Genomic DNA, 18,682 nt, shown 5'->3' with positions numbered 1-18,682 from the left:
TGCTAATTCGCTGTCTGCTTGCGCGCGGGATAGCCGTTCGGGTGCGGCGGGACGGCCTTCAGATAGGCTGCGATGGCCACGCGGTCGTCCGGCGTCAGCTCGGCCATGTTTCTCTGCACGTCGACCATGGCGCCGCCGACGGAATCGAAATCCGGCGTGAAGCCGGTTTCGAGATAGTTGGCGATGTCAGCCTGCGACCACTCGCCGATGCCGCCTTCGCCCGAGGTAATGTTCGGCACGATGCCCTTGCCTTCGGCGGCAGTGGCTCCGGCCAGCCATTCGCTCTTCGTGGTGCCGCCGGTAAAGTCCCGCGGCGTGTGGCATTCGCCGCAATGGCCTGGCCCCTCGACCAGATAGCGTCCGGCCATGACTGGATCTGGCGTATCCTGCGGGAAAGCAATCACCGGCTGGTCGCTCAGATAGACCCGTTTCCACAGTCCGATACCGCGACGGATGTTGAACGGGAAGCCCAGCGAATTGGCGGGCGCCTTGCCGGCCACCGCCGGAAGGGTCTTCAGGAAGGCGTAGAGATCGGCAATGTCGGCCGGCTTCATTCGGGCATAGGATGCGTAGGGAAACGCCGGGTAGAAATGCTCGCCGCTCGGCGAGACACCCTTCAGCATGGCGTTGGCGAGGTCTTCGACCGACCATGCGCCAATGCCGTCCTTGGCATCCTGCGAAATGTTCGGCGGCACGAAGGTGCCGAACGGCGTCTTGAGTTCGAGACCGCCGACCAGTTGAAGGCGGGCATCGCCCTGCGAGCCCGGCTTGGAATGACATGACGTGCAGCCACCGGCATAAAAGATGCGCTTGCCCCTCGCGGCATCGCCAGGGCCGAGTTTCGCCAACGTTTCGGCATCGAGCCTGACCGGCGCCGACAGGAACCACCCGGCAACGGCGCCGACGCCGCCCAGAACGAGGGCGGCACCGACGAGTTTTTTCAGCAGGCGCATCGCCCGCGATCAGCCCTTTTTAATCCGGTAGCTCTGATGACAAGTGCCGCAATCGCCGCCGATGGTGTTGAACTGTGCCTTCAAGGCATCGACGTCGGCGGGAGCAGCAGCGGCAGCAGCCTTGACGTCGGCGAGATATTTCTGTTCAGCCGCCTTGAAGCCGGCCATGTCTTCCCAGATCTTGGGAGCAGCCGTGGTGTCGCCGGTGTCGCTGCCCGCCGGGAAAAGCGTTTCGAGGCCGGTATCGAATTTTTCAGCGTTGACCTGAAGCGCCTGTAACTGCGTCAACACCGCCGCTGCGTCGAAAGGCTCCTCGCCCTTGGCCACTTTCGACAATCCGCCTACGATCTTGCCGCGTTCCTTCATCAGAGCCTGCCGGTCAAGGATCGGGTCGGCAAAGGCCGCCGAACCGGCCAGGGCGAGCGTAGAGATGGCGATAACAAGCTTTCTCATTCAGTTGGCTCCATGTTGAGGCACTTCAGACAGGACGATAACGGCAAGGATGGCTTAATAATTCCGGAACTTCGCCTCACGCTTGTGTGAATCTTGCGATCTCGAGCTTTTAAAAGAAAAAGCCCCGGTCGTGCCGGGGCTTTTCTGCAGAATCGATCAGACCTTTTCGTAAAGCTCCAGGACGTGGTCCCAGTTGATGAGACTGTCGACGAAAGCTTCGAGATATTTCGGCCGGGCGTTGCGGTAGTCGATGTAATAGGAATGCTCCCAGACATCGACGCCAAGGATCGGCGTCGCGCCATGGACGAGCGGGTTCTCGCCATTCGGCGTCTTCGAGATCGCCAGCTTACCATCCTTGACAGAAACCCAGGCCCAGCCCGAACCAAACTGGGTGGTGCCGGCGGCGATGAAGTCGGCCTTGAATTTGTCGTAGCCGCCCAGGTCGCTGTCGACGGCCTTCTGCAGGACGCCCGGCAATTTGTTGCCGCCGCCGCCCTTCTTCATCCATTTCCAGAAATGGATGTGGTTGTAGTGCTGGGCGGCATTGTTGAAGAGCCCGGCGTTCTTGCCGAAGGATTGTTTTACGACTTCCTCGACCGACAAATCGCCCATGCCGGCCTCCGCGGCCAGCTTGTTGCCGTTGTCGACATAGGCCTTGTGGTGCTTGTCGTGATGATACTCCAGCGTCTCCTTCGACATGTAAGGCTGCAAGGCCTCGTAATCGTAGGGCAGAGCGGGCAATTCAAAAGCCATGGATGATACTCCCTCGTGGAAAGAACCCGGTGTCGATACCGGACTAAGATAGGTCTGGATTGAGCTGGAACAACTCCGGAATGAAGCGCCGGTTCCCTTTCTAAGCGGGTTCCGGAAAAGTGTCACACGGTTTTCCGCCAGGAGCCTGCGTCAAAACAACGGGCAGGCACGCGAAGCGACGGCAGGTCAGCCGGTCGACGTCGAATGTGCCCAGTCCCAATAGAGTTCGCGCGCCTTCTTGGCCACCGGACCTGGCTGGAGATTGCGATCCTCGATGCGGATGACCGGCACGACTTTCGAATGGTTGCCGGTCGAGAAAATTTCGTCGGCCTCAAGGAAATCGCGCACCGACAGCATCTTTTCGGTGGTCTTGAAACCGTATTCGCCAAGCAGAGTCATCGTGCGCGAGCGTGTGATGCCGGACAGGAATGTGCCATTCGGCGCCGGTGTGAGCACGTGGCCGTCCTTGACCAGGAAAATGTTCGAGGTCCCGGTCTCGGCGACGTTGCCCAGCATGTCGAGCACCAGCGCGTTGTCGAAACCGCGCATCTTGGCCTCGAGTATGGCCCGGCCATTGTTGGGGTAAAGGCAGCCCGCCTTGGCGTTGGTCGGCATGGTTTCGATGGTTGGACGCCGGAACGGTGAAACGGTGATCGAAAAGCCCGTCGGCGAGATCATCGGCGATTCGTAGAGGCATAGGCAGAAGCGGGTCGATGCCGGATCGGCCGGTACCCCCATATAGCCGCCATGTTCGGCCCAGTACATCGGCCTGATATAGACCGCCGTCTTGCCGTCGAACTTCTTCAGCCCATCCCAAGTCAGTCCGACGATCTTGTCAGTGCTCATCGACGGCTTGAGACCGAGCGCGATCGCCGATGCATTCACCCTTGCGGCGTGGCGGTCGAGGTCGGGGGCGACACCTTCGAACCAGCGGGCGCCGTCGAATACGCTGGTGGCGAGCCACATGGCATGGCTGCGCGGGCCGAGAATAGCGACATTGCCTTCATACCAGTCGCCGTCGACGAAGGTCCATGTCGCGGATTGCGCCGCAGTCGCCAGTGTCATTGCTTGGTTCCGTTTCGGTGCCTTGTTGCCGGCCATGGAAGATGCTTTGGCGGCTGTCGTCAACGGGCATAAGCGAGATTTTGTTGAGGGCCAGCGATCCCGGACCAACCGACATCGGCGCCAGGCCTGGCTGCGACCCGTTGGCGCCGATCTGGTCGTGACTGCAATCAGTGCTTGCACCTTGCGCCGCAGCACCGCAAAACTGTCGCCATGCATTATGCGGCTTACGTTTTCGACGCCTATGGCACGTTGTTCGACGTGCATGCGGCCGTGCGCCGTCATGCCGACCAGATCGGACCCGACGGCCAGCTTCTGTCCGACATCTGGCGCGCCAAGCAGTTGGAATATTCATGGGTGCGAACGCTGATGGGCGCCTATGCCGACTTCTGGCAACTCACCGAACAGGCGCTCGATTTCGCCTTGCGCAAGGTTCCATCCGCGGACAAGGCGCTCAAGACGAAACTGCTTGAAGCCTATTGGCGGCTGGACTGCTATCCAGAGGTGCCGGCCGTGCTCAAGGCGCTCAAGGCGTCGGGCGCAAGACTGGCGATCCTGTCCAACGGCTCGCCTGAAATGCTGGAAGCGGCCGTCAAATCCGCCGCGCTCGACCAGGTCCTGGACGACGTCTACTCCGTCGATACCGTCAAGCGTTTCAAGACCGACCCGTCGGTCTACGACATGGTCACGACAGACTGGCGGCTCTATCCCGCAGCGGTGTCGTTCCAGTCGTCCAACCGCTGGGACGTCGCCGGCGCCACCAAATTCGGCTTCCGGACCGTCTGGATCAACCGCGCCAACCAGCCCGAGGAATACCGCGACTTTCCGCCGGCGCTGATCCTGCCCTCGCTCGAAGGCCTGCTGACGGGCGGCTGATACTCGACATGTGGCCGCAGTGCAACAGGGACAGCGCGGTCACAGCTTTGCCTTTGTTTGTCCACCGTCAGGCCAGATTCGGAACCGCCTATCGCGCCGGGCATTGGTAGGGCTGGCGCCGTACTGATCAGAACGTATTCACGCTTTGTTTCGATTTGAGACTTAATAAAGGCAACCATGTTCACAACCGACATCGAATCCTATCGCCTGAGCCGCCGCGGCTTTCTGAACGCCGCAGCGCTGGGGGCCGCTTCGATTGCGGTTTCCGCCTGCGCCACTGTGGGGCCACAGCCGGTCGAGCCTCCGCCTCCGGCCTATGTCGAGCCACCACTGCTCGACTATGCAACAATGTATGCTCCGGTCAGCGACGGCGGGTTCGATTTGCCGGGCATACCGTACGAGAAAATCGACGAGCAGTTCCTGCGCCAGATCGTTCCCGATCCGACCGGCCAGCAGCCCGGGACCATCGTCGTCGATACGGTTGGCCACCACCTCTATCTCGTGCGTCCGGGTGGGCAAGCCATACGTTACGGTGTCGGGCTCGGCCGCGCCGGTTTCGAATGGGCCGGTGATGCTGTCGTCCAGTGGAAGCAGAAATGGCCGAAATGGACTCCGCCGGACGAAATGATCGCCCGACAGCCTGAGCTGGCAAAATTCAGTGCCGACAATGGCGGTATGCCTGGCGGACTGAAGAACCCGCTTGGAGCGCGGGCGCTCTACCTGTTCCAGGGCAACCAGGACACGCTCTACCGCCTGCACGGCTCGCCGGAGTGGAACTCGATCGGCAAATCGGTGTCTTCGGGCTGTGTTCGCCTGATAAACCAGGACATCATCGATCTCTACGATCGCGTGCCCTCTAAGACACCGGTGATCGTTAGCGCCGGCGTCGGCCAGCAGATGGTGGCAACGGCAAACCGGAAGGCCATTCCGATCGATGCCGGCGTGCCGGAAGGATCGATCTTGCTTGGACCGGTAAGGGCGATTACTGACCAGGTTTTCTGAGTTGGTCGAAGCACAGGAGCGAGACCTTCCTCGCTCTATCCGGTTTTCTGTAAAGTTGCGGCCTGAGCCCTCTGACTTTGCCGCACCATGTGGCAACTAATGGACCCGAAGGCGACGTCCACAATCGGCGTGCCTAAGGCAGATCTACGCCCCATTTTAGACATTCAATAAAAACTCCTGCTGCATTCCAACAGCAGACATCTAGCCGCGAACTGATGAGCTCGCTGATCGACTCGGTCAGCCAGGGCGTCCCGAGGGCATTGAGCGAGGTCGTCATGCTGGGACGGACGGTCAGGTCGAGAGCCTGCGCAAGCAGGGCAGCCGCGTCGAGGTGATCACGCCGGGCGCCGATTCCCGAGCCGCAATGGGTACGAACCAGATGGATCTGGCGACCCGCATCCCCGCCGCCCGTGCCGGTTTCGCCCAAGGCAAGCAGGAAGCGGCCCGCCTGACGTTACTCTGACGATTGCATGCCGACGAGCCGTTTGCGGCATTGAGCAGGCGGCCTTCCGGAAATTTCAAACACCCCCAGAGTGAATGAACGAAAGTTTCGTTCGTTCGAATGACGAAAAGTAGGAGATAGGAGCTAACCTCCAGACGGCGCGGCATCCACAACCGCGGCGTCAGTAATGGAGAATACAATAGCGGCGAGGGCCGTGGTCATAGAGGTTCAGGAATGAGTCATATGCAGAGTACCAGATCAAAATTCCTCCGCTATGACTTCACCTTTATTAAACCGCGACCCCTGATTTTACTTCACGGGATATGTGGCATGGGGTGCAAGGCTCTGCTGTGCCTCGTTCCGTTAATGCTCACCCTCCTTTTGGCATCTCCAGCAAACAGTCAGTCGGCGCCCAAAGCGTCAGCGGTGGCCACGGCGACCGACAGCTCGTCGGTCGTGGTTTCAGACCCTACCGATATCGGGAAAGAACCGGACAAGGCGCAAACTGGCGCGATCGGATCCGAGGAGGCCTTGCACCGCGAACTGACCGCAGCACGAGCGGAGCTGGCCAGGCAGGCGGAGGCCCTGGAAGCGCAGCAGCGAACAGGCGAAGCGCTCGAGCATAACCTGGAGACGGCGCAGCAAATTATTGAAAATCTGAAGACGGCAGCTCATCTCTGGGACAGCGCGCAAGGCGCCACGCCTGAAGCGCAACCCTTGACGGAAGCCTCACCGCCTTCCGCGACGCAAGCGCTTGATGACGAGCGCCAGAAGGTCGAGTTCCTGCAACTGGAACTCACCTCGGCGCGTCAAACCATCGCGGCTTTCAAGACGGGCGCAGATCAGGTTGCCGCGAAGCAAGCGCTTGATGACGAGCGCCAGAAGGTTGCGGCCCTCGAACAGGAACTCACCACGGCACGTCAAACCATCGCTGCTTTCAAGACGGGTGCAGATCAGGTTGCCGCGAAGCAAGCGCTTGATGACGGGCGCCAGAAGGTTGCGGCCCTCGAACAGGAACTCACCACGGCGCGCCAAACCATTGATGCTCTCAAGACGGGCGCAAATCAGGAGGCCGCTCAGGTTTCCGCGAAGCAAGCGCTTGAACGCCAGAAGGTCGAGGCCCTGCAACAAGAACTCACAACGGCACGTCAAACCATCGATGCCTTCAAGACGGGTGCAAAACAGGAAGCCGCTCAGGCTTCCGCCAAGCTAGTGCTTGAGCGCCAGAAGGTTGCGGCCTTCGAACAGGAACTCACCGCGGCACGTCAAACCATCGCTGCTCTCAAGGCAGGCGCAAATCAGGAAGCCGCCCAGGCTTCCGCCAAGCAAGCGCTTGATGGCGAGCGCCAGAAGGTTGTGGCCCTCGAACAGGAACTCACCACGACGCGCCAAACCATTGCTGCCCTCAAGACGGGCGCAGATCAGGAAGCCGCTCGGGCTTCCGCGAAGCAAGCGCTTGAACGCCACAAAGTTGCGGCCCTCGAACAGGAACTCGCCACGGCGCGTCAAACTATCGATGCTCTCAAGAAAGGCGCAAATCTGGCCGCAGTCGAGCAGGCCAACGCCGTAAAGGGGCGCCAGGTGGCCGAGGCCGCTTCAAAGCAAGCCGGAGAAGCGCTCGCACTGGAACGCGAACGAGCAGATGCAGCTGAACGTGACCTCGACACTGTTCGCCGGGACCGCGATGCCATGAAGCAGAACTCAATAGAATTGAGTGCGGCGCTGGACCAGGAGCGCGAAAGGGCTACCGGTTTGGCCCGCAGCCTGAGTGCCGCGCGTAAGACGATCGACATCGTCAAGGAAAAGAGTCGCGCCGCTGCGCGCGCGCTGAAAGCACGTACCCCCGCGAGTGCACTTGCAAGTGCATTATCGGATTCGGGCGTCCAGCCGGCCCGCAAACCGCGCTCGCAGAAAAAACAGAAAGTGAAGTACCGGAAGTCGCCGCAACTTGAGGTGCTGGCCATCGAACTTCCTGCACCATTGCTCCCAACGCGCCCACTGAACTAGCTCGAGCTGCGCAAGTGCCGACGAGGGAGCTGAATGTATGCCGCACGGGAGTATCAAAATGAAAAAATATGTTGCAGCCGCGCTGACTATCGGGATCGCGATCGGCCCTGCCTCGGCTCTTGACGCAGGTTTGGGCGGTAGGGGCGGCGGTCTCGGGATCGGTGCTGGAGTGAGCGTTGGCGGCATAGGGGTCAGTGCTGGCGTGAGCGTCGGTTCGCAAGGCACATCCGTGGGGGCTGGCACAAGCGTTGGCGGCATAGGGGTCGATGCTGGCGTGAGCGCCGGCCCGCAAGGCACATCTGTGGGAGCGGGCGCGAGCGTCGGCAGTGTAGGCGGAGCAAACGTTGGCGCTTCGGTCGGCGCAGGATCAGTCGACGCAGGCGTTAGTGGTAACGTCGGCAGCACAAGCGGAAGCGTTTCGACCAGCGGCGTGGGCTCCAATGCCAGCAACAATCCCAGCAACACAAGCGGAAGCGTTTCAGCGGGTATTGGTGTGGACGCCAATCCGTCCGCCGACAGCAAATCGGTTACCGCTCCCGGTAGTCCGCCCGCGGTCGCGAAAGCCATCGTCCCCGCCAAGACCACCAGGCAATCGATCTCCCTGCCATCCGTCCTCAGGCCTTCCAGGAGAGGTCAGGGTAACTCGATCCTGGGGTATCCGTTTGGATCCGTGGGACCACTGAAAATGATACCCGGTACGCCAGCCGCGGTCGTGCAAGCCTGCCGTGCGGCGATCATTTCCGCCGCGACACCGCTTGGCGCCGTCCGTGTCCGTGTCGTAAGCGCGGGTGCCTTGCGTCAACGTGGGGGTGCACTCACGGCGCCGATCCAGGTACGAATAGACTACGCAAGAAAAGGTGGCATCGAAGTCCGGCAGGCGAAGGTCGGTTGTCGCCTCACGGCGGGCAGGGTCACTGCAATAATTTAGTACCAGGGCTATCTATCCCGAAAGCTGACAGTCTGCTTGCGGCCCAATTCGGTCGGCTTACATCGCGACGGCGTCCATGGCGCGAAGCTGACGTCCGCAAGAGATGCCCTCACCTGCCCCTGGACAGACTGCCGAGGATGCCGCGGACAATGGCGCGGCCCACGGATGAGCCGACCGAGCGAACCACTGATTTGATCGCCGCCTCCGCCACTGTCTGGCGATTGGAGGGTCTCGGCGCCGGGGCTCGCCTGCCGCCGGTGGTCTGGGGGACTGGATCGTCATTGCCGAAGCCTGGAATGGTCCAGCGTGAGCGGCCGCTTTCCTGCTGCTGCGCCTCCGCTTCCTGAGCGTCCTTGGCTTTTTTCTGCAGCATCTCGAAAGCCGATTCGCGATCGATGACCTGGTCGTACTGTCCCGCAACCGGGCTCTCGGCGATCAGCTTACGGCGCTCGTCAGGCGTGATCGGACCAAGGCGCGACGATGGCGGGCGAATCAGCGTCCGCTGGACCATGGACGGCGCACCCTTGGCTTCCAGTGTCGAGACAAGCGCCTCGCCGGTGCCGAGCTGCGTGATCACGGTCGCACAGTCGAAGTCGGGATTGGGCCTGAACGTGTCGGCGGCCGTCCTTACGGCCTTTTGTTCGCGCGGCGTATAGGCGCGGAGCGCGTGCTGTACCCGGTTGCCGAGCTGGGCCAGGACCGTTTCCGGTATATCCAGCGGATTTTGGGTAACGAAATAAACGCCGACGCCCTTCGACCGGATCAGGCGAACCACCTGTTCGACCCGGTCGATCAGCACCTTGGGCGCATCGTCGAACAGAAGGTGGGCTTCGTCGAAGAAGAACACCAGTTTCGGCTTGTCGGGATCGCCGACTTCGGGAAGCTCCTCGAACAGTTCCGACATCAGCCACAAAAGGAATGTCGCATAGAGCCGGGGATTCATCATCAGCTTATCGGCGGCCAGCACGCTGATGGCGCCGCGCCCGTCCCGGGTGGTGCGCATGATGTCGGCGATCCGCAACGCCGGCTCGCCGAAGAAGTTCGCCGCGCCTTGGCTCTCCAGAACCAGCAAGGTGCGCTGGATCGCGCCGACCGAGGGCTTGGTGACATTGCCATAGCGAGCCCCGATTTCCTGGGCGCGGTCGGCAATGTTGGAAAGAAGCGCCTGCAGATCCTTCAGGTCGAGTAGCAACAGCCCCTCCTCATCGGCGATGCGGAAGGCGATGTTCATGATGCCTTCCTGTGCCTCTGAAAGGTTCATCAGGCGCGACAGAAGCAGCGGTCCCATTTCCGATATTGTGGCGCGGATCGGATGGCCCTGCTCACCAAACAGATCCCAGAAGATGACCGGAAATTCCTGGAATTCATAAGGATCGAGCTTGACCTGCTTGGCGCGCTTGACCAGAAAATCCTGCGCCGTACCCATCATGGCGATGCCAGACAGGTCGCCCTTGATGTCAGCGCAGAAGACCGGCACGCCGGCATTGGAGAAACTTTCCGCCAGTATCTGCAAGGTGACAGTCTTGCCGGTGCCGGTCGCGCCAGTGACCATGCCGTGGCGATTGCCATATTGCAGCAGAAGGCGTTCGGGGCGCTGGTAACTGTCATCAGGTTTGCGGCTCGCCCCGATGAAGATGCTTGTGTCGTCAGCCATATGTCCGGTCTCCGCAAACCTGAAGTGTTGAAGCCCCAAAGACTTGAAAGCAAGGGGGCCCCGCCGCAGGTATAATGACGCTATCGCGAAGCGACAATGGCAATGGTTGAAATTGGGGCCATGGTCGAAATTGGATTTTTGGAGCTTGCGGATTTTGTGCATGTTTGGCAATCGGTTGACGGTTCGCCGTCACAGAACGCGTGTCGCATTGTGATATGGGACCGGGAACCGTAGACTGGCGTTACAGGCCGATGCGGCCGACAAGCGCATGACCCCTAAAATCGGGATCGATTTTCGCTGGGATCATGCGCAAGATCAAACGTGCTACGGCGTCCTTTGCGCGTCCAGAGGACGCGCGGCGCTGTAGACGAGGAGAGCGGATGGGCGCCGGTGCATTGATCCACGATGCCGAACTTCCAAACGCCGAGCGGCAGCGATGGCTGGCTCTGGCGGAAAAGGCGCTGGCCGGCGGATCCTTCGAGGAAAAGCTCGTATCCCATACCGACGACGATATTCGTATTGAACCGCTTTACGATCGCGCGGCAGCAGAGCCTCTCGTGCGGGCAAACCCCAGATCGCCATGGATCGTAAGCCAGCGTATCGACGATCCAGATATCGACCGCGCCAGAAGCCAGGCACTGGAAGACGTCGCGCAAGGCGCCACCGGATTGTCGCTGGTTTTTGAGGGCGCGCCGAATGCATTCGGCTATGGCCTGCCAAGGACAGCCAAGGCGCTGGAGACGGTGCTCGACGGCGTGCCGCTCAACCGCGTCCAGGTTCGTATCGATGCCCATCCCTGGAGCCGCGCCGTGGCCGACTGGCTGGTGGCGTTCCTGACCAGGCGCCGGTCCGACCCGGCAAAGCTCAATCTGTCCTTCGGCATCGATCCGGCGGCGATCTTTGCCGGAACCGGCCGGCTGCGCATGTCGATCGAGGCCTTGAAGGCTTCGATGCCGCAATCCTTGGCGCATTTTTTCTCGATGGGGGTGCCAGGGGTTCTGCTGGAAGCGGATGGACGCGTCTTCCACAATGCCGGCGCCACCGAGGCGCAGGAGCTGGGCACGATGATGGCTTCGGCGGTCTCCTATCTCAGGATGTTCGAGGAGGCCCGCCAGCCGCTTGTCTATGCAGCGCCCCATATTGGCTTTGCGCTGAGCGTCGACCAGGACCAGTTCGTGTCGATGGCAAAGATCAGGGCGCTGCGCCGGCTGTGGGCGCGGGTTCAGGAGGCCTGCTCGATCCCCGCGTCCACAGCCAATATCCATGCCGAAACGTCCTTCCGCATGATGACGACCGCGGACCCGGAGACGAATATCCTGCGCACTGCGATTGCCGGTTTTGCGGCAGCGGCCGGCGGCGCGGATTCGATCTCCATCCTGCCGCACACGATCACGCATGGTTTGCCGGCCGGCTTTGCCCGCCGCGTCGCCCGCAATGCGCAACTGATCATGGCCAATGAAAGCCATATCGATCATGTCGCCGATCCTGCTTGCGGTTCGGGCGCCGTCGAGGCGCTCACCGCGGAGCTCTGTGAAGCGGCCTGGGAAGAGTTCCAGCGGATCGAGGCGGAAGGCGGCGTGCTGTCCAGCCTCCAGCAAGGGCACATCCAGAAGCGGATCCAAGCGGCCTCGGCCCGCCGCAACGCTGCCTATCAGGCGGGCGAACGCGCCATCATCGGCACGACCCTTTACCCATCAAAAGGCGAACGTGCGGTCGAAACGCTGGCGGCCGAGAGGCGGCAAGCGCTGACCGAAAGCGTGGCGGTCTGCGAGCCGCTGTTTCCGATCCGGATCGATCAGGCGATCGGAGTAGCGTCATGATCCCGGATTTCAGCAAGGTCGGCTGGTCGGCGCCGCGCCGCGCACCGATCGAGATCAAAGGCCAGCGGCTGACGCCGGAAGGCCTGAGCGTCAAGCACCTGTATAACCAGGGCGATCTCAAGGGACTGCCTAATCTCGACACCTATCCGGGCCTGCCGCCCTTTGTGCGCGGTCCCTACCCGACCATGTATGTCCAGCAGCCCTGGACGATCCGGCAGTATGCCGGCTTCTCGACGGCGGAGGAATCGAACGCCTTCTACCGGCGCAACCTTGCCGCCGGCCAGAAGGGACTGTCGATCGCCTTCGATCTCGCCACGCATCGCGGGTACGACAGCGACCATCCGCGCGTCGCAGGCGATGTGGGCATGGCCGGCGTCGCCATCGATTCCATCCTCGACATGCGCCAGCTCTTCGACGGCATCCCCCTCGACGAGATGACCGTTTCGATGACGATGAACGGCGCAGTGCTGCCGATCATGGCGCTCTATATCGTGGCAGCCGAGGAACAGGGGGTTGCGCAGAAGAATCTCGCAGGCACCATTCAGAACGACATTCTGAAAGAGTTCATGGTGCGCAACACCTACATCTATCCACCCAAGCCTTCGATGCGGATCGTGTCGGATATTTTTTCCTACACGTCCCGGCACATGCCGAAATTCAATTCGATCTCGATCTCCGGCTACCACATGCAGGAGGCCGGAGCGACGGCCGACCTGGAACTCGCCTATACGATCGCCGACGGCATCGAGTATGCCCGCGCCGGAGTCGCCGCCGGTCTCGATATCGACCGTTTCGCGCCGCGGCTTTCGTTCTTCTGGGCGATCGGCATGAACTTCTTCATGGAAGTGGCCAAGCTCAGGGCAGCAAGGCTTTTGTGGTCGAGCCTGATGCTGAAGAACTTCCTGCCGAAGGATGAGCGCTCGCTGTCGTTGCGCACCCATTGCCAGACGTCGGGCTGGTCGCTGACGGCGCAGGATCCCTATAACAACATCACCCGCACCATGATCGAGGCGATGGCCGCGACTCAAGGCCATACGCAATCGCTGCACACCAACTCCTTCGACGAGGCTATGGCGCTGCCGACCGACCATTCGGCTCGCATCGCCCGCAACACGCAGCTCATCCTGCAGAAGGAATCCGGCACAACCCGCATCATCGACCCGTGGGGTGGCTCGGCCTATGTCGAGCGGTTGACGCACGATCTGGCGGCGCGCGCGCTCGCCCATATCGAGGAGGTCGAGAGCCTTGGCGGCATGGCCGCCGCGACCGAAAAGGGCATCCCGAAGCTGCGCATCGAAGAGGCTGCCGCCCGCACTCAGGCGCGCATCGATTCGGGCGAGCAGATCCTGGTCGGCGTCAACGCGCATCGCCCGCAGACGGACATCGAGGTCGACGTGCTGAAGATCGACAATGCCGAGGTCAAAGCCCGGCAATTGTCGAAGCTGCAAAGGCTGAAAGGCACGCGCGACGTCGGCGCGGTCGAGAGCGCGCTGGATGCGCTGAGCCGGGCCGCCGCGGGTGGCGAAAACCTGCTCGAATTCGCCATCCGCGCCGCCCGCGCCAACGCCACGGTCGGTGAGATTTCGCTGGCGCTGGAAAAGGTGTTCGGTCGCCATGTCGCGTCGGTACAGACGATCTCCGGCGTCTATCGCAAGGCGCTTGGCGACAATCCGGTGGTCGACCGGCTGCAAGACAAGATCGTGGCGTTCGAGGAGAAGTCAGGCGGCAAACCGCGCATCCTCGTCGCCAAGATGGGACAGGACGGCCACGATCGCGGCCAGAAGGTCATTGCTACGGCCTTTGCCGATCTCGGCTTCGACGTCACCGTCGGAGCCATGTTCCAGACGCCGGAAGAGATTGCCAAACTCGCGGTCGAGCATGACGTGCACATTATCGGCGCCTCGTCACTGGCGGCGGGACATCTGACGCTCATTCCCGAACTCAAGGGTGCGCTGAAGAAGCTCGGTCGCAACGACATGCTGGTCGTCGCCGGCGGCGTCATCCCGCCACAGGATTACGACGCGGTGCTCAAGGCGGGTGCTGCGGAAATCTTCCCGCCTGGCACGGTCATTCCGGAAGCGGCGGAACGGCTGATGGATCGGCTGATGGCCGCCGGTTAAACACTGCTGCATCGCTGAACAAGCTGCGCTACAATCAGCGTTGCAACAGGGATGCAGCACCTTGAAGACGACCATCCACAAGATCGGCGATTCTGAAGGCGTAATCGTGCCGAGGGAGCTTCTTGACGAATCTACGGGTGGGCGATCAGCTCCAAATTATCGAAACCGACGGTGGCATTACTCTCAGACCCGTGGCCAACAGCTTCGAGCGTCAGATAAAGGCTGCCCGTGAGGTCATGGACAAATATAAAGTCGGGCTTAAGAAGCTCGCCGAATGATCCGCGCCACTTACCGCACTAGATGTGAGACGCTCTAGCTTTCCGAGAGCTTGACGATTTCCCATTCCTTGCCGTTGACGCTCGCCACGTCACCAACTTTCTTGCCGAACAAGGCCATGGCCATCGGCGAGACATGCGAGATGCTCCCCTTGGCCGGGTCGGCCTCGTCCTCACCGACGATCTTCCAGTGGACCTTCCTGCCGTCATCGCCTTCCAGCGTGACGCCCATGCCAAAGCGAACTAGGTCGCTGCCCGGCTCAGGAACGGAAAGTTCGGCGCTTTCACGCCGCGCGGTCCAGTAGCGCAGGTCTCGCGAGACGACCGCGATGCGTTCGCGGTCGGCCCGCCTCTCGGCTTTGGCCAGTATGTCGCGCAGTTCGGCCAGATTTTCCTCGATCTGCGCCAGGCCGCGCTCCGTCACCAGATTGCGGTGCGTGCTGATCGGCCGCTCGCCGATGCCGGCGATGGCGTTTTCGCTGTCCTCTTCGCGCGTGAAGGCTCTGCTCATCCGTCGAACTTAGGCGCGTAGCTGCAACTTCACAAGCCATTGCCAGCAAGGCCACCGGGGCTGGCACGATTCCTGCGACACAGGGCAGAATTCCAGGGAATCTGTGCCGATGTTGAACAGACGAAAGTTTCTCACGGGAACCGCCGGCTTTGCCGTCTTAGGCCTCTCGCTCGACCAGGCGGTCGCGACCGCCCTGCCCGGTATCGAAAATGCCTCGATGCGCGGCTCGATCAGCGCTGCCGACCTTGGCGTGCAGCCCGGCGTGCTCGACGACCAGAGCAAGGCCTTCGCCAAGCTGCTGCGCCACGCCAACGACCGCGACATGCCGGTGTTCCTGCCGCCGGGCATCTATGTGGTATCAAACCTTTCGCTGCCCAGCCGTGTCAGGCTGTCCGGCGTGCCGGGCGCATCGCGGATCGTCTATGGCGGCAATGGCCATCTTTTCATGGCCGAGCAGGCCGAGCATATCGAATTTAGCGGGCTGGTGTTCGACGGCAGCAACCGCTGGATGGGCGACTATGCGCAAGGCCTGCTCGATCTTCGCCGCGTCGGCCACCTCGTCGTCGACAATTGCCAGATATCAGGCAGCGGCAAGCACGGCCTGTCGCTCGAACATGCCTGCGGCCGCATCGAGCGCTCGGACATATCGGGCGCGGCCGATGCCGGCATCTATTCGGTCGAGGCCGGCGGCCTGGAGATCTCAAGCAACAGCGTTTCCGATTGCGGCAATGGCGGCATCCTTGTACACCGCTGGCAAGCGGCTGAGGATGGCACCATCGTCAGCGGCAACCGCGTCGAACGGATCCAGGCGCGCAGCGGCGGAACCGGCCAGAACGGCAACGGCATCAATGCCTTCCGTGCGGGCAATGTCGTCATTTCGGGCAATATTGTCTCGGACTGCGCGTTTTCGGCGATCCGCGCCAACAGCGCCAGCAATCTGCAGATGACCGGCAACACCTGCTCGCGATCGGGCGAAACGGCGCTCTATTCCGAGTTCTCCTTCGAAGGCGCGATCATTGGCAACAACATCGTCGACGGCGCCGCCAATGGCATCTCGATCGTCAATTTCAACGAAGGCGGCCGCATGGGGGTCTGCCAGGGCAATATCGTGCGCAATCTCTCGATCAGCGGCCCCTACCCTGCCGACCCACCCGGCTTCGGCGTCGGCATCAGCGTCGAAGCCGACACGACGGTGTCGGGCAATGTCGTCGAGAATGCGCCGCTCTACGGCATGCAGATCGGCTGGGGGCCGTATATGCGCAATGTGGTCGCCACGGGAAACATCATCCGCAAGGCCGGAACCGGCATCGTCGTCAGCGTGGTCGAGGGTGCCGGTACGGCCGTCATTTCCGACAACGTCATCGATGGCACGCAGAACGGCGCGATCATCGGCCAGCGCTGGGCCGAGCCGGTGACCGGCGACCTCGCCTCATCAGGCAATGCCGGCTATGCGCATCTGACCGTCGAGCGCAATCACGTCAGCTGAAGGCAACTGTCGGCCGGAGCGAACCCACTTTGGCGCCAACCCGGCTTTCGATGGGCGCGTTTGCCAGTTCGATCAGCTTCGCCGCCAGGGCCTCATCCGTGCGCAGGAGCCTGGCAATGACCGCGGCGACAATGGATTCAACCGCACGGCCAGCGCCATCATCGCATTTGAGCGCGATGCCGAAGCCAAGTTCGGGGAGTGCTGCGCAACAGACCCCCTCGGCTCCGCCCTTTACGAAAATCCGCCCAGGAGCAGCCTCCATCAGCGCAAGGTCGGCGCGACCGGTGCCGGCAACAAAGAATGGCTCAGCCATACAGGCGGACAAAAGCCGCTTCGCAGCCTTCGCTCGTTCAGGGCCAAAACCGGTCCCAGTCGCCATGCGGGCAAAGCCGAGGGCGAAGCTCCTGAGCGGCACCGCGTAGGTCGGGATCGAGCAGCCGTCGATCGCTCGCTCGCCGGCGCCATGGGCAGCGCCCGTCGCCGCCTGCATTGCGTCGCGCACCATCTCCTGCAAGGCGTGATCCGCCCTGACGTAGCCGCCATGGGCAATGCCCGAGTGTACGCAGGTACAGAGGAAGCCGGAGTGCTTGCCGGAGCAGTTGTTGTGCAATGAGTTTGGCAAGCCGCCAGCGCGGGCAAGCGCAATCTCCGCCTGATGGTTCGACGGCCAGTGCGCGCCGCATTCCAGCGCCGTTTGGTCCAACCCTGCCCTGGCCAGCATGGACCGCGCCAGTTCGACATGCGCCGGCTCGCCGGAGTGGGAAGCGCAGGCAAGCGCCAGTTCGCGGTTGCCGAAGCCATAGGTATCCGCGGTGCCGCTTTCGACCAGCGGCAGTGCCTGGATCGCCTTGACCGCCGAGCGCGGGAACACCGGACGTGTGGTGTCGCCGACCTCCCAGACCGGCCTATTGTCGGCGTCGAAAACAGCTATGGCGCCACGATGGGCGCTCTCGACTATGGCGCCGCGCAGAACCTCGACCAGAACCGGATTTGTCATGAATTCCCCGTGAAATGCGGGGCCGGTTTTATCTGATCCGATCGAGAATGGAAACGTAGTTGGCGACCGCGGCGCCACCCATGTTGAAGATGCCGCCGAGTTTTGCGCCAGGCACCTGGATGCCGCCGGCCTCGCCGGTGAGTTGCATGGCGCTCAGCACATGCATCGACACGCCGGTAGCGCCGATCGGGTGACCCTTGGCCTTCAACCCGCCGGAGGGATTGACCGGCAGCCGGCCGTCCTTCGCCGTCTCGCCGCTCATGGCGAGCTTCGCCCCCTCACCTGGCTTGGCCAGCCCCATCGCCTCGTATTCGATCAGTTCGGCGATGGTGAAACAGTCATGCGTCTCGACGAAGGATAGATCGTCGAGGGTCACGCCGGCCTGCTTCAGTGCCTGGCTCCAGGCCTGCTCGCAGCCTTCGAAGGCGAGGATGTCGCGCTTCGACATCGGCAGGAAATCCTGCACATGCTGGTTGGCGCGGAAGGCGACGGCGCGGCGCATCTTCAGCGCCGTCGCGGTGTCGGCAAGGACAAGGGCGGCGGCGCCGTCCGAAACCAGCGAGCAATCGGTGCGCTTCAGGGGACCGGCGACGAAGGGGTTCTTCTCGCTCTCCTGGCGGCAGAACTCGTAGCCGAAATCCTTGCGCATCTGCGCGTAGGGATTGTCGACGCCGTTCTTGTGGTTCTTGGCGGCGATCATGGCGAGCGCGTCCGACTGATCGCCATAGCGCTGGAAATAGCCTTGAGCGATCTTGCCGAAGACACCGGCGAAGCCCGCCGGCGTGTTGCCATCCTCGGGCAGATAGGAGGCCTTGAGCAGGTTCTTGCCGATCTCGGGACCGGGCGTCGTCGTCATCTGCTCGGCGCCGACCACCAGGACGATGCGGGCGGCATTGGCATCGATGGCGCGGATGCCTTGCCTGACTGCCGCCGAACCGGTGGCGCAAGCGTTCTCGACCCGCGTCGCCGGCTTGAAGCGTAGCCGGTCGTCGGCCTGGAGCACCAGGCTGGCGGTGAAATCCTGCGCGGAAAAGCCGGCGTTGAAATGACCGAGCACGATCTCGTCGACGTCGTCCGGGCCGATGCCGGCATGGTCGAGCGCCTCGACCGCCACCTTGGTGATCAAGCCCTCCAGCGTCTCGCCTTCGAGCTTGCCGAAGCGCGAATGCGCCCAGCCGACAATGCATGCTGTCATGGCGATCTCCATTCTCCGCGAGCCTGGTATTTCATATCGCGGCGTTAGCTTCTCATATTGTTCAACTATGAACCGTTTTCCAGACCGCGTGAAGGGCCAGCAACACACAATCGTTTGATCTTCGGGTTCGATCTTGGCGCTCGACCTT

The 18,682-nt window shown here is 62.0% G+C and carries 15 protein-coding genes and 1 pseudogene; 8 read left to right on the top strand and 8 right to left on the bottom strand.

Features of this window, described 5'->3' with window-relative positions; genetic code table 11:
- Nucleotides 1-2: 2 nt before the first annotated feature.
- The 4 genes from OHD62_RS30000 to OHD62_RS29985 all read right to left on the bottom strand — a co-directional run bounded on the left by OHD62_RS30000 (nt 3) and on the right by OHD62_RS29985 (nt 3,224).
- Nucleotides 3-953: a cytochrome c gene (locus OHD62_RS30000; RefSeq protein WP_263790566.1), complete on the bottom strand. Its 951-nt coding sequence runs from the start codon at nt 951-953 to the stop codon at nt 3-5.
- Between the two features lie 9 nt (nt 954-962).
- The gene (locus OHD62_RS29995) at nt 963-1,406 is read right to left on the bottom strand and encodes a c-type cytochrome (RefSeq protein WP_263790564.1); all 444 of its coding nucleotides are present in this window, start codon (nt 1,404-1,406) and stop codon (nt 963-965) included.
- A gap of 156 nt (nt 1,407-1,562) precedes the next feature.
- A complete protein-coding gene (locus OHD62_RS29990; RefSeq protein ID WP_263790562.1) occupies nt 1,563-2,159 on the bottom strand; it encodes a superoxide dismutase in 597 nt (198 codons plus the stop codon).
- A 186-nt stretch (nt 2,160-2,345) separates the two neighbouring features.
- On the bottom strand, nt 2,346-3,224 hold the full coding sequence (locus tag OHD62_RS29985) for a branched-chain amino acid aminotransferase (protein WP_263790560.1): 879 nt from the start codon (nt 3,222-3,224) through the stop codon (nt 2,346-2,348).
- Nucleotides 3,225-3,434: 210 nt separating this feature from the next.
- On the opposite strand from OHD62_RS29985, the gene OHD62_RS29980 reads away from it, so the two are divergent.
- The 4 genes from OHD62_RS29980 (at nt 3,435) to OHD62_RS35785 (ending at nt 8,476) form a co-directional block, all read left to right on the top strand.
- Nucleotides 3,435-4,097, top strand: coding sequence for a haloacid dehalogenase type II (locus OHD62_RS29980; RefSeq protein WP_263790558.1), 663 nt, complete (start codon nt 3,435-3,437; stop codon nt 4,095-4,097).
- 177 nt (nt 4,098-4,274) lie between these two features.
- Nucleotides 4,275-5,099 (top strand): L,D-transpeptidase, encoded by an 825-nt coding sequence (locus OHD62_RS29975; protein WP_263790556.1) that lies wholly within the window; start codon nt 4,275-4,277, stop codon nt 5,097-5,099.
- A 685-nt stretch (nt 5,100-5,784) separates the two neighbouring features.
- The gene (locus OHD62_RS29970) at nt 5,785-7,548 is read left to right on the top strand and encodes a hypothetical protein (protein ID WP_263790554.1); all 1,764 of its coding nucleotides are present in this window, start codon (nt 5,785-5,787) and stop codon (nt 7,546-7,548) included.
- Nucleotides 7,549-7,606: 58 nt separating this feature from the next.
- Nucleotides 7,607-8,476, top strand: coding sequence for a hypothetical protein (locus tag OHD62_RS35785; RefSeq protein WP_263790552.1), 870 nt, complete (start codon nt 7,607-7,609; stop codon nt 8,474-8,476).
- Between the two features lie 109 nt (nt 8,477-8,585).
- Here OHD62_RS35785 and OHD62_RS29960 read toward each other — a convergent pair whose 3' ends face one another.
- Nucleotides 8,586-10,130 carry a helicase HerA-like C-terminal domain-containing protein gene (locus OHD62_RS29960; RefSeq protein WP_263790550.1) on the bottom strand — a complete coding sequence of 515 codons (1,545 nt, stop codon included), beginning with the start codon at nt 10,128-10,130 and terminating at the stop codon, nt 8,586-8,588.
- 380 nt (nt 10,131-10,510) lie between these two features.
- Between OHD62_RS29960 and OHD62_RS29955 the strand changes: the two genes are divergently transcribed.
- The 3 genes and pseudogenes from OHD62_RS29955 (at nt 10,511) to OHD62_RS29945 (ending at nt 14,348) form a co-directional block, all read left to right on the top strand.
- A complete protein-coding gene (locus tag OHD62_RS29955; protein ID WP_263790548.1) occupies nt 10,511-11,950 on the top strand; it encodes a methylmalonyl-CoA mutase subunit beta in 1,440 nt (479 codons plus the stop codon).
- Nucleotides 11,947-14,070: a methylmalonyl-CoA mutase gene (gene scpA, locus OHD62_RS29950; protein ID WP_263790547.1), complete on the top strand. Its 2,124-nt coding sequence runs from the start codon at nt 11,947-11,949 to the stop codon at nt 14,068-14,070. Before OHD62_RS29955 ends, scpA begins: the two co-directional genes overlap by 4 nt.
- Before the next feature lie 61 nt (nt 14,071-14,131).
- Nucleotides 14,132-14,348, top strand: a pseudogene (locus OHD62_RS29945) (AbrB/MazE/SpoVT family DNA-binding domain-containing protein).
- Between the two features lie 34 nt (nt 14,349-14,382).
- Here OHD62_RS29945 and greA read toward each other — a convergent pair.
- Nucleotides 14,383-14,856, bottom strand: coding sequence for a transcription elongation factor GreA (greA, locus tag OHD62_RS29940; protein ID WP_263790546.1), 474 nt, complete (start codon nt 14,854-14,856; stop codon nt 14,383-14,385).
- Between the two features lie 109 nt (nt 14,857-14,965).
- On the opposite strand from greA, the gene OHD62_RS29935 reads away from it, so the two are divergent.
- On the top strand, nt 14,966-16,342 hold the full coding sequence (locus tag OHD62_RS29935; RefSeq protein ID WP_263790544.1) for a TIGR03808 family TAT-translocated repetitive protein: 1,377 nt from the start codon (nt 14,966-14,968) through the stop codon (nt 16,340-16,342).
- Here the strand turns inward: OHD62_RS29935 and OHD62_RS29930 are convergent.
- Nucleotides 16,335-17,339 carry an asparaginase gene (locus tag OHD62_RS29930; RefSeq protein WP_263790543.1) on the bottom strand — a complete coding sequence of 335 codons (1,005 nt, stop codon included), beginning with the start codon at nt 17,337-17,339 and terminating at the stop codon, nt 16,335-16,337. The two genes, OHD62_RS29935 and OHD62_RS29930, sit on opposite strands and share 8 nt — an antisense overlap.
- 28 nt (nt 17,340-17,367) lie before the next feature.
- Nucleotides 17,368-18,534, bottom strand: coding sequence for an acetyl-CoA acetyltransferase (locus OHD62_RS29925; protein ID WP_263790542.1), 1,167 nt, complete (start codon nt 18,532-18,534; stop codon nt 17,368-17,370).
- Nucleotides 18,535-18,682: the final 148 nt, after the last annotated feature.

Source organism: Mesorhizobium sp. YC-39 (assembly GCF_025753795.1).
In the GTDB taxonomy this organism is placed as follows: Bacteria; Pseudomonadota; Alphaproteobacteria; order Rhizobiales; family Rhizobiaceae; genus Mesorhizobium.
This window is presented reverse-complemented; position numbering and strand designations above follow the sequence as displayed.

Bases quoted from the DNA above. Each gene is read 5' to 3' on its own strand.
- OHD62_RS29925 (WP_263790542.1), bottom strand. From the start codon at position 18,534: ATGACAGCATGCATTGTCGGCTGGGCGCATTCGCGCTTCGGCAAGCTC.
- OHD62_RS29980 (WP_263790558.1), top strand. From the start codon at position 3,435: ATGCATTATGCGGCTTACGTTTTCGACGCCTATGGCACGTTGTTCGAC.
- OHD62_RS29975 (WP_263790556.1), top strand. From the start codon at position 4,275: ATGTTCACAACCGACATCGAATCCTATCGCCTGAGCCGCCGCGGCTTT.
- OHD62_RS29935 (WP_263790544.1), top strand. From the start codon at position 14,966: ATGTTGAACAGACGAAAGTTTCTCACGGGAACCGCCGGCTTTGCCGTC.
- OHD62_RS29955 (WP_263790548.1), top strand. From the start codon at position 10,511: ATGGGCGCCGGTGCATTGATCCACGATGCCGAACTTCCAAACGCCGAG.
- scpA (WP_263790547.1), top strand. From the start codon at position 11,947: ATGATCCCGGATTTCAGCAAGGTCGGCTGGTCGGCGCCGCGCCGCGCA.
- OHD62_RS29970 (WP_263790554.1), top strand. From the start codon at position 5,785: ATGCAGAGTACCAGATCAAAATTCCTCCGCTATGACTTCACCTTTATT.
- OHD62_RS29990 (WP_263790562.1), bottom strand. From the start codon at position 2,159: ATGGCTTTTGAATTGCCCGCTCTGCCCTACGATTACGAGGCCTTGCAG.
- OHD62_RS29960 (WP_263790550.1), bottom strand. From the start codon at position 10,130: ATGGCTGACGACACAAGCATCTTCATCGGGGCGAGCCGCAAACCTGAT.
- OHD62_RS29995 (WP_263790564.1), bottom strand. From the start codon at position 1,406: ATGAGAAAGCTTGTTATCGCCATCTCTACGCTCGCCCTGGCCGGTTCG.
- OHD62_RS35785 (WP_263790552.1), top strand. From the start codon at position 7,607: ATGAAAAAATATGTTGCAGCCGCGCTGACTATCGGGATCGCGATCGGC.
- greA (WP_263790546.1), bottom strand. From the start codon at position 14,856: ATGAGCAGAGCCTTCACGCGCGAAGAGGACAGCGAAAACGCCATCGCC.
- OHD62_RS30000 (WP_263790566.1), bottom strand. From the start codon at position 953: ATGCGCCTGCTGAAAAAACTCGTCGGTGCCGCCCTCGTTCTGGGCGGC.
- OHD62_RS29985 (WP_263790560.1), bottom strand. From the start codon at position 3,224: ATGACACTGGCGACTGCGGCGCAATCCGCGACATGGACCTTCGTCGAC.
- OHD62_RS29930 (WP_263790543.1), bottom strand. From the start codon at position 17,339: ATGACAAATCCGGTTCTGGTCGAGGTTCTGCGCGGCGCCATAGTCGAG.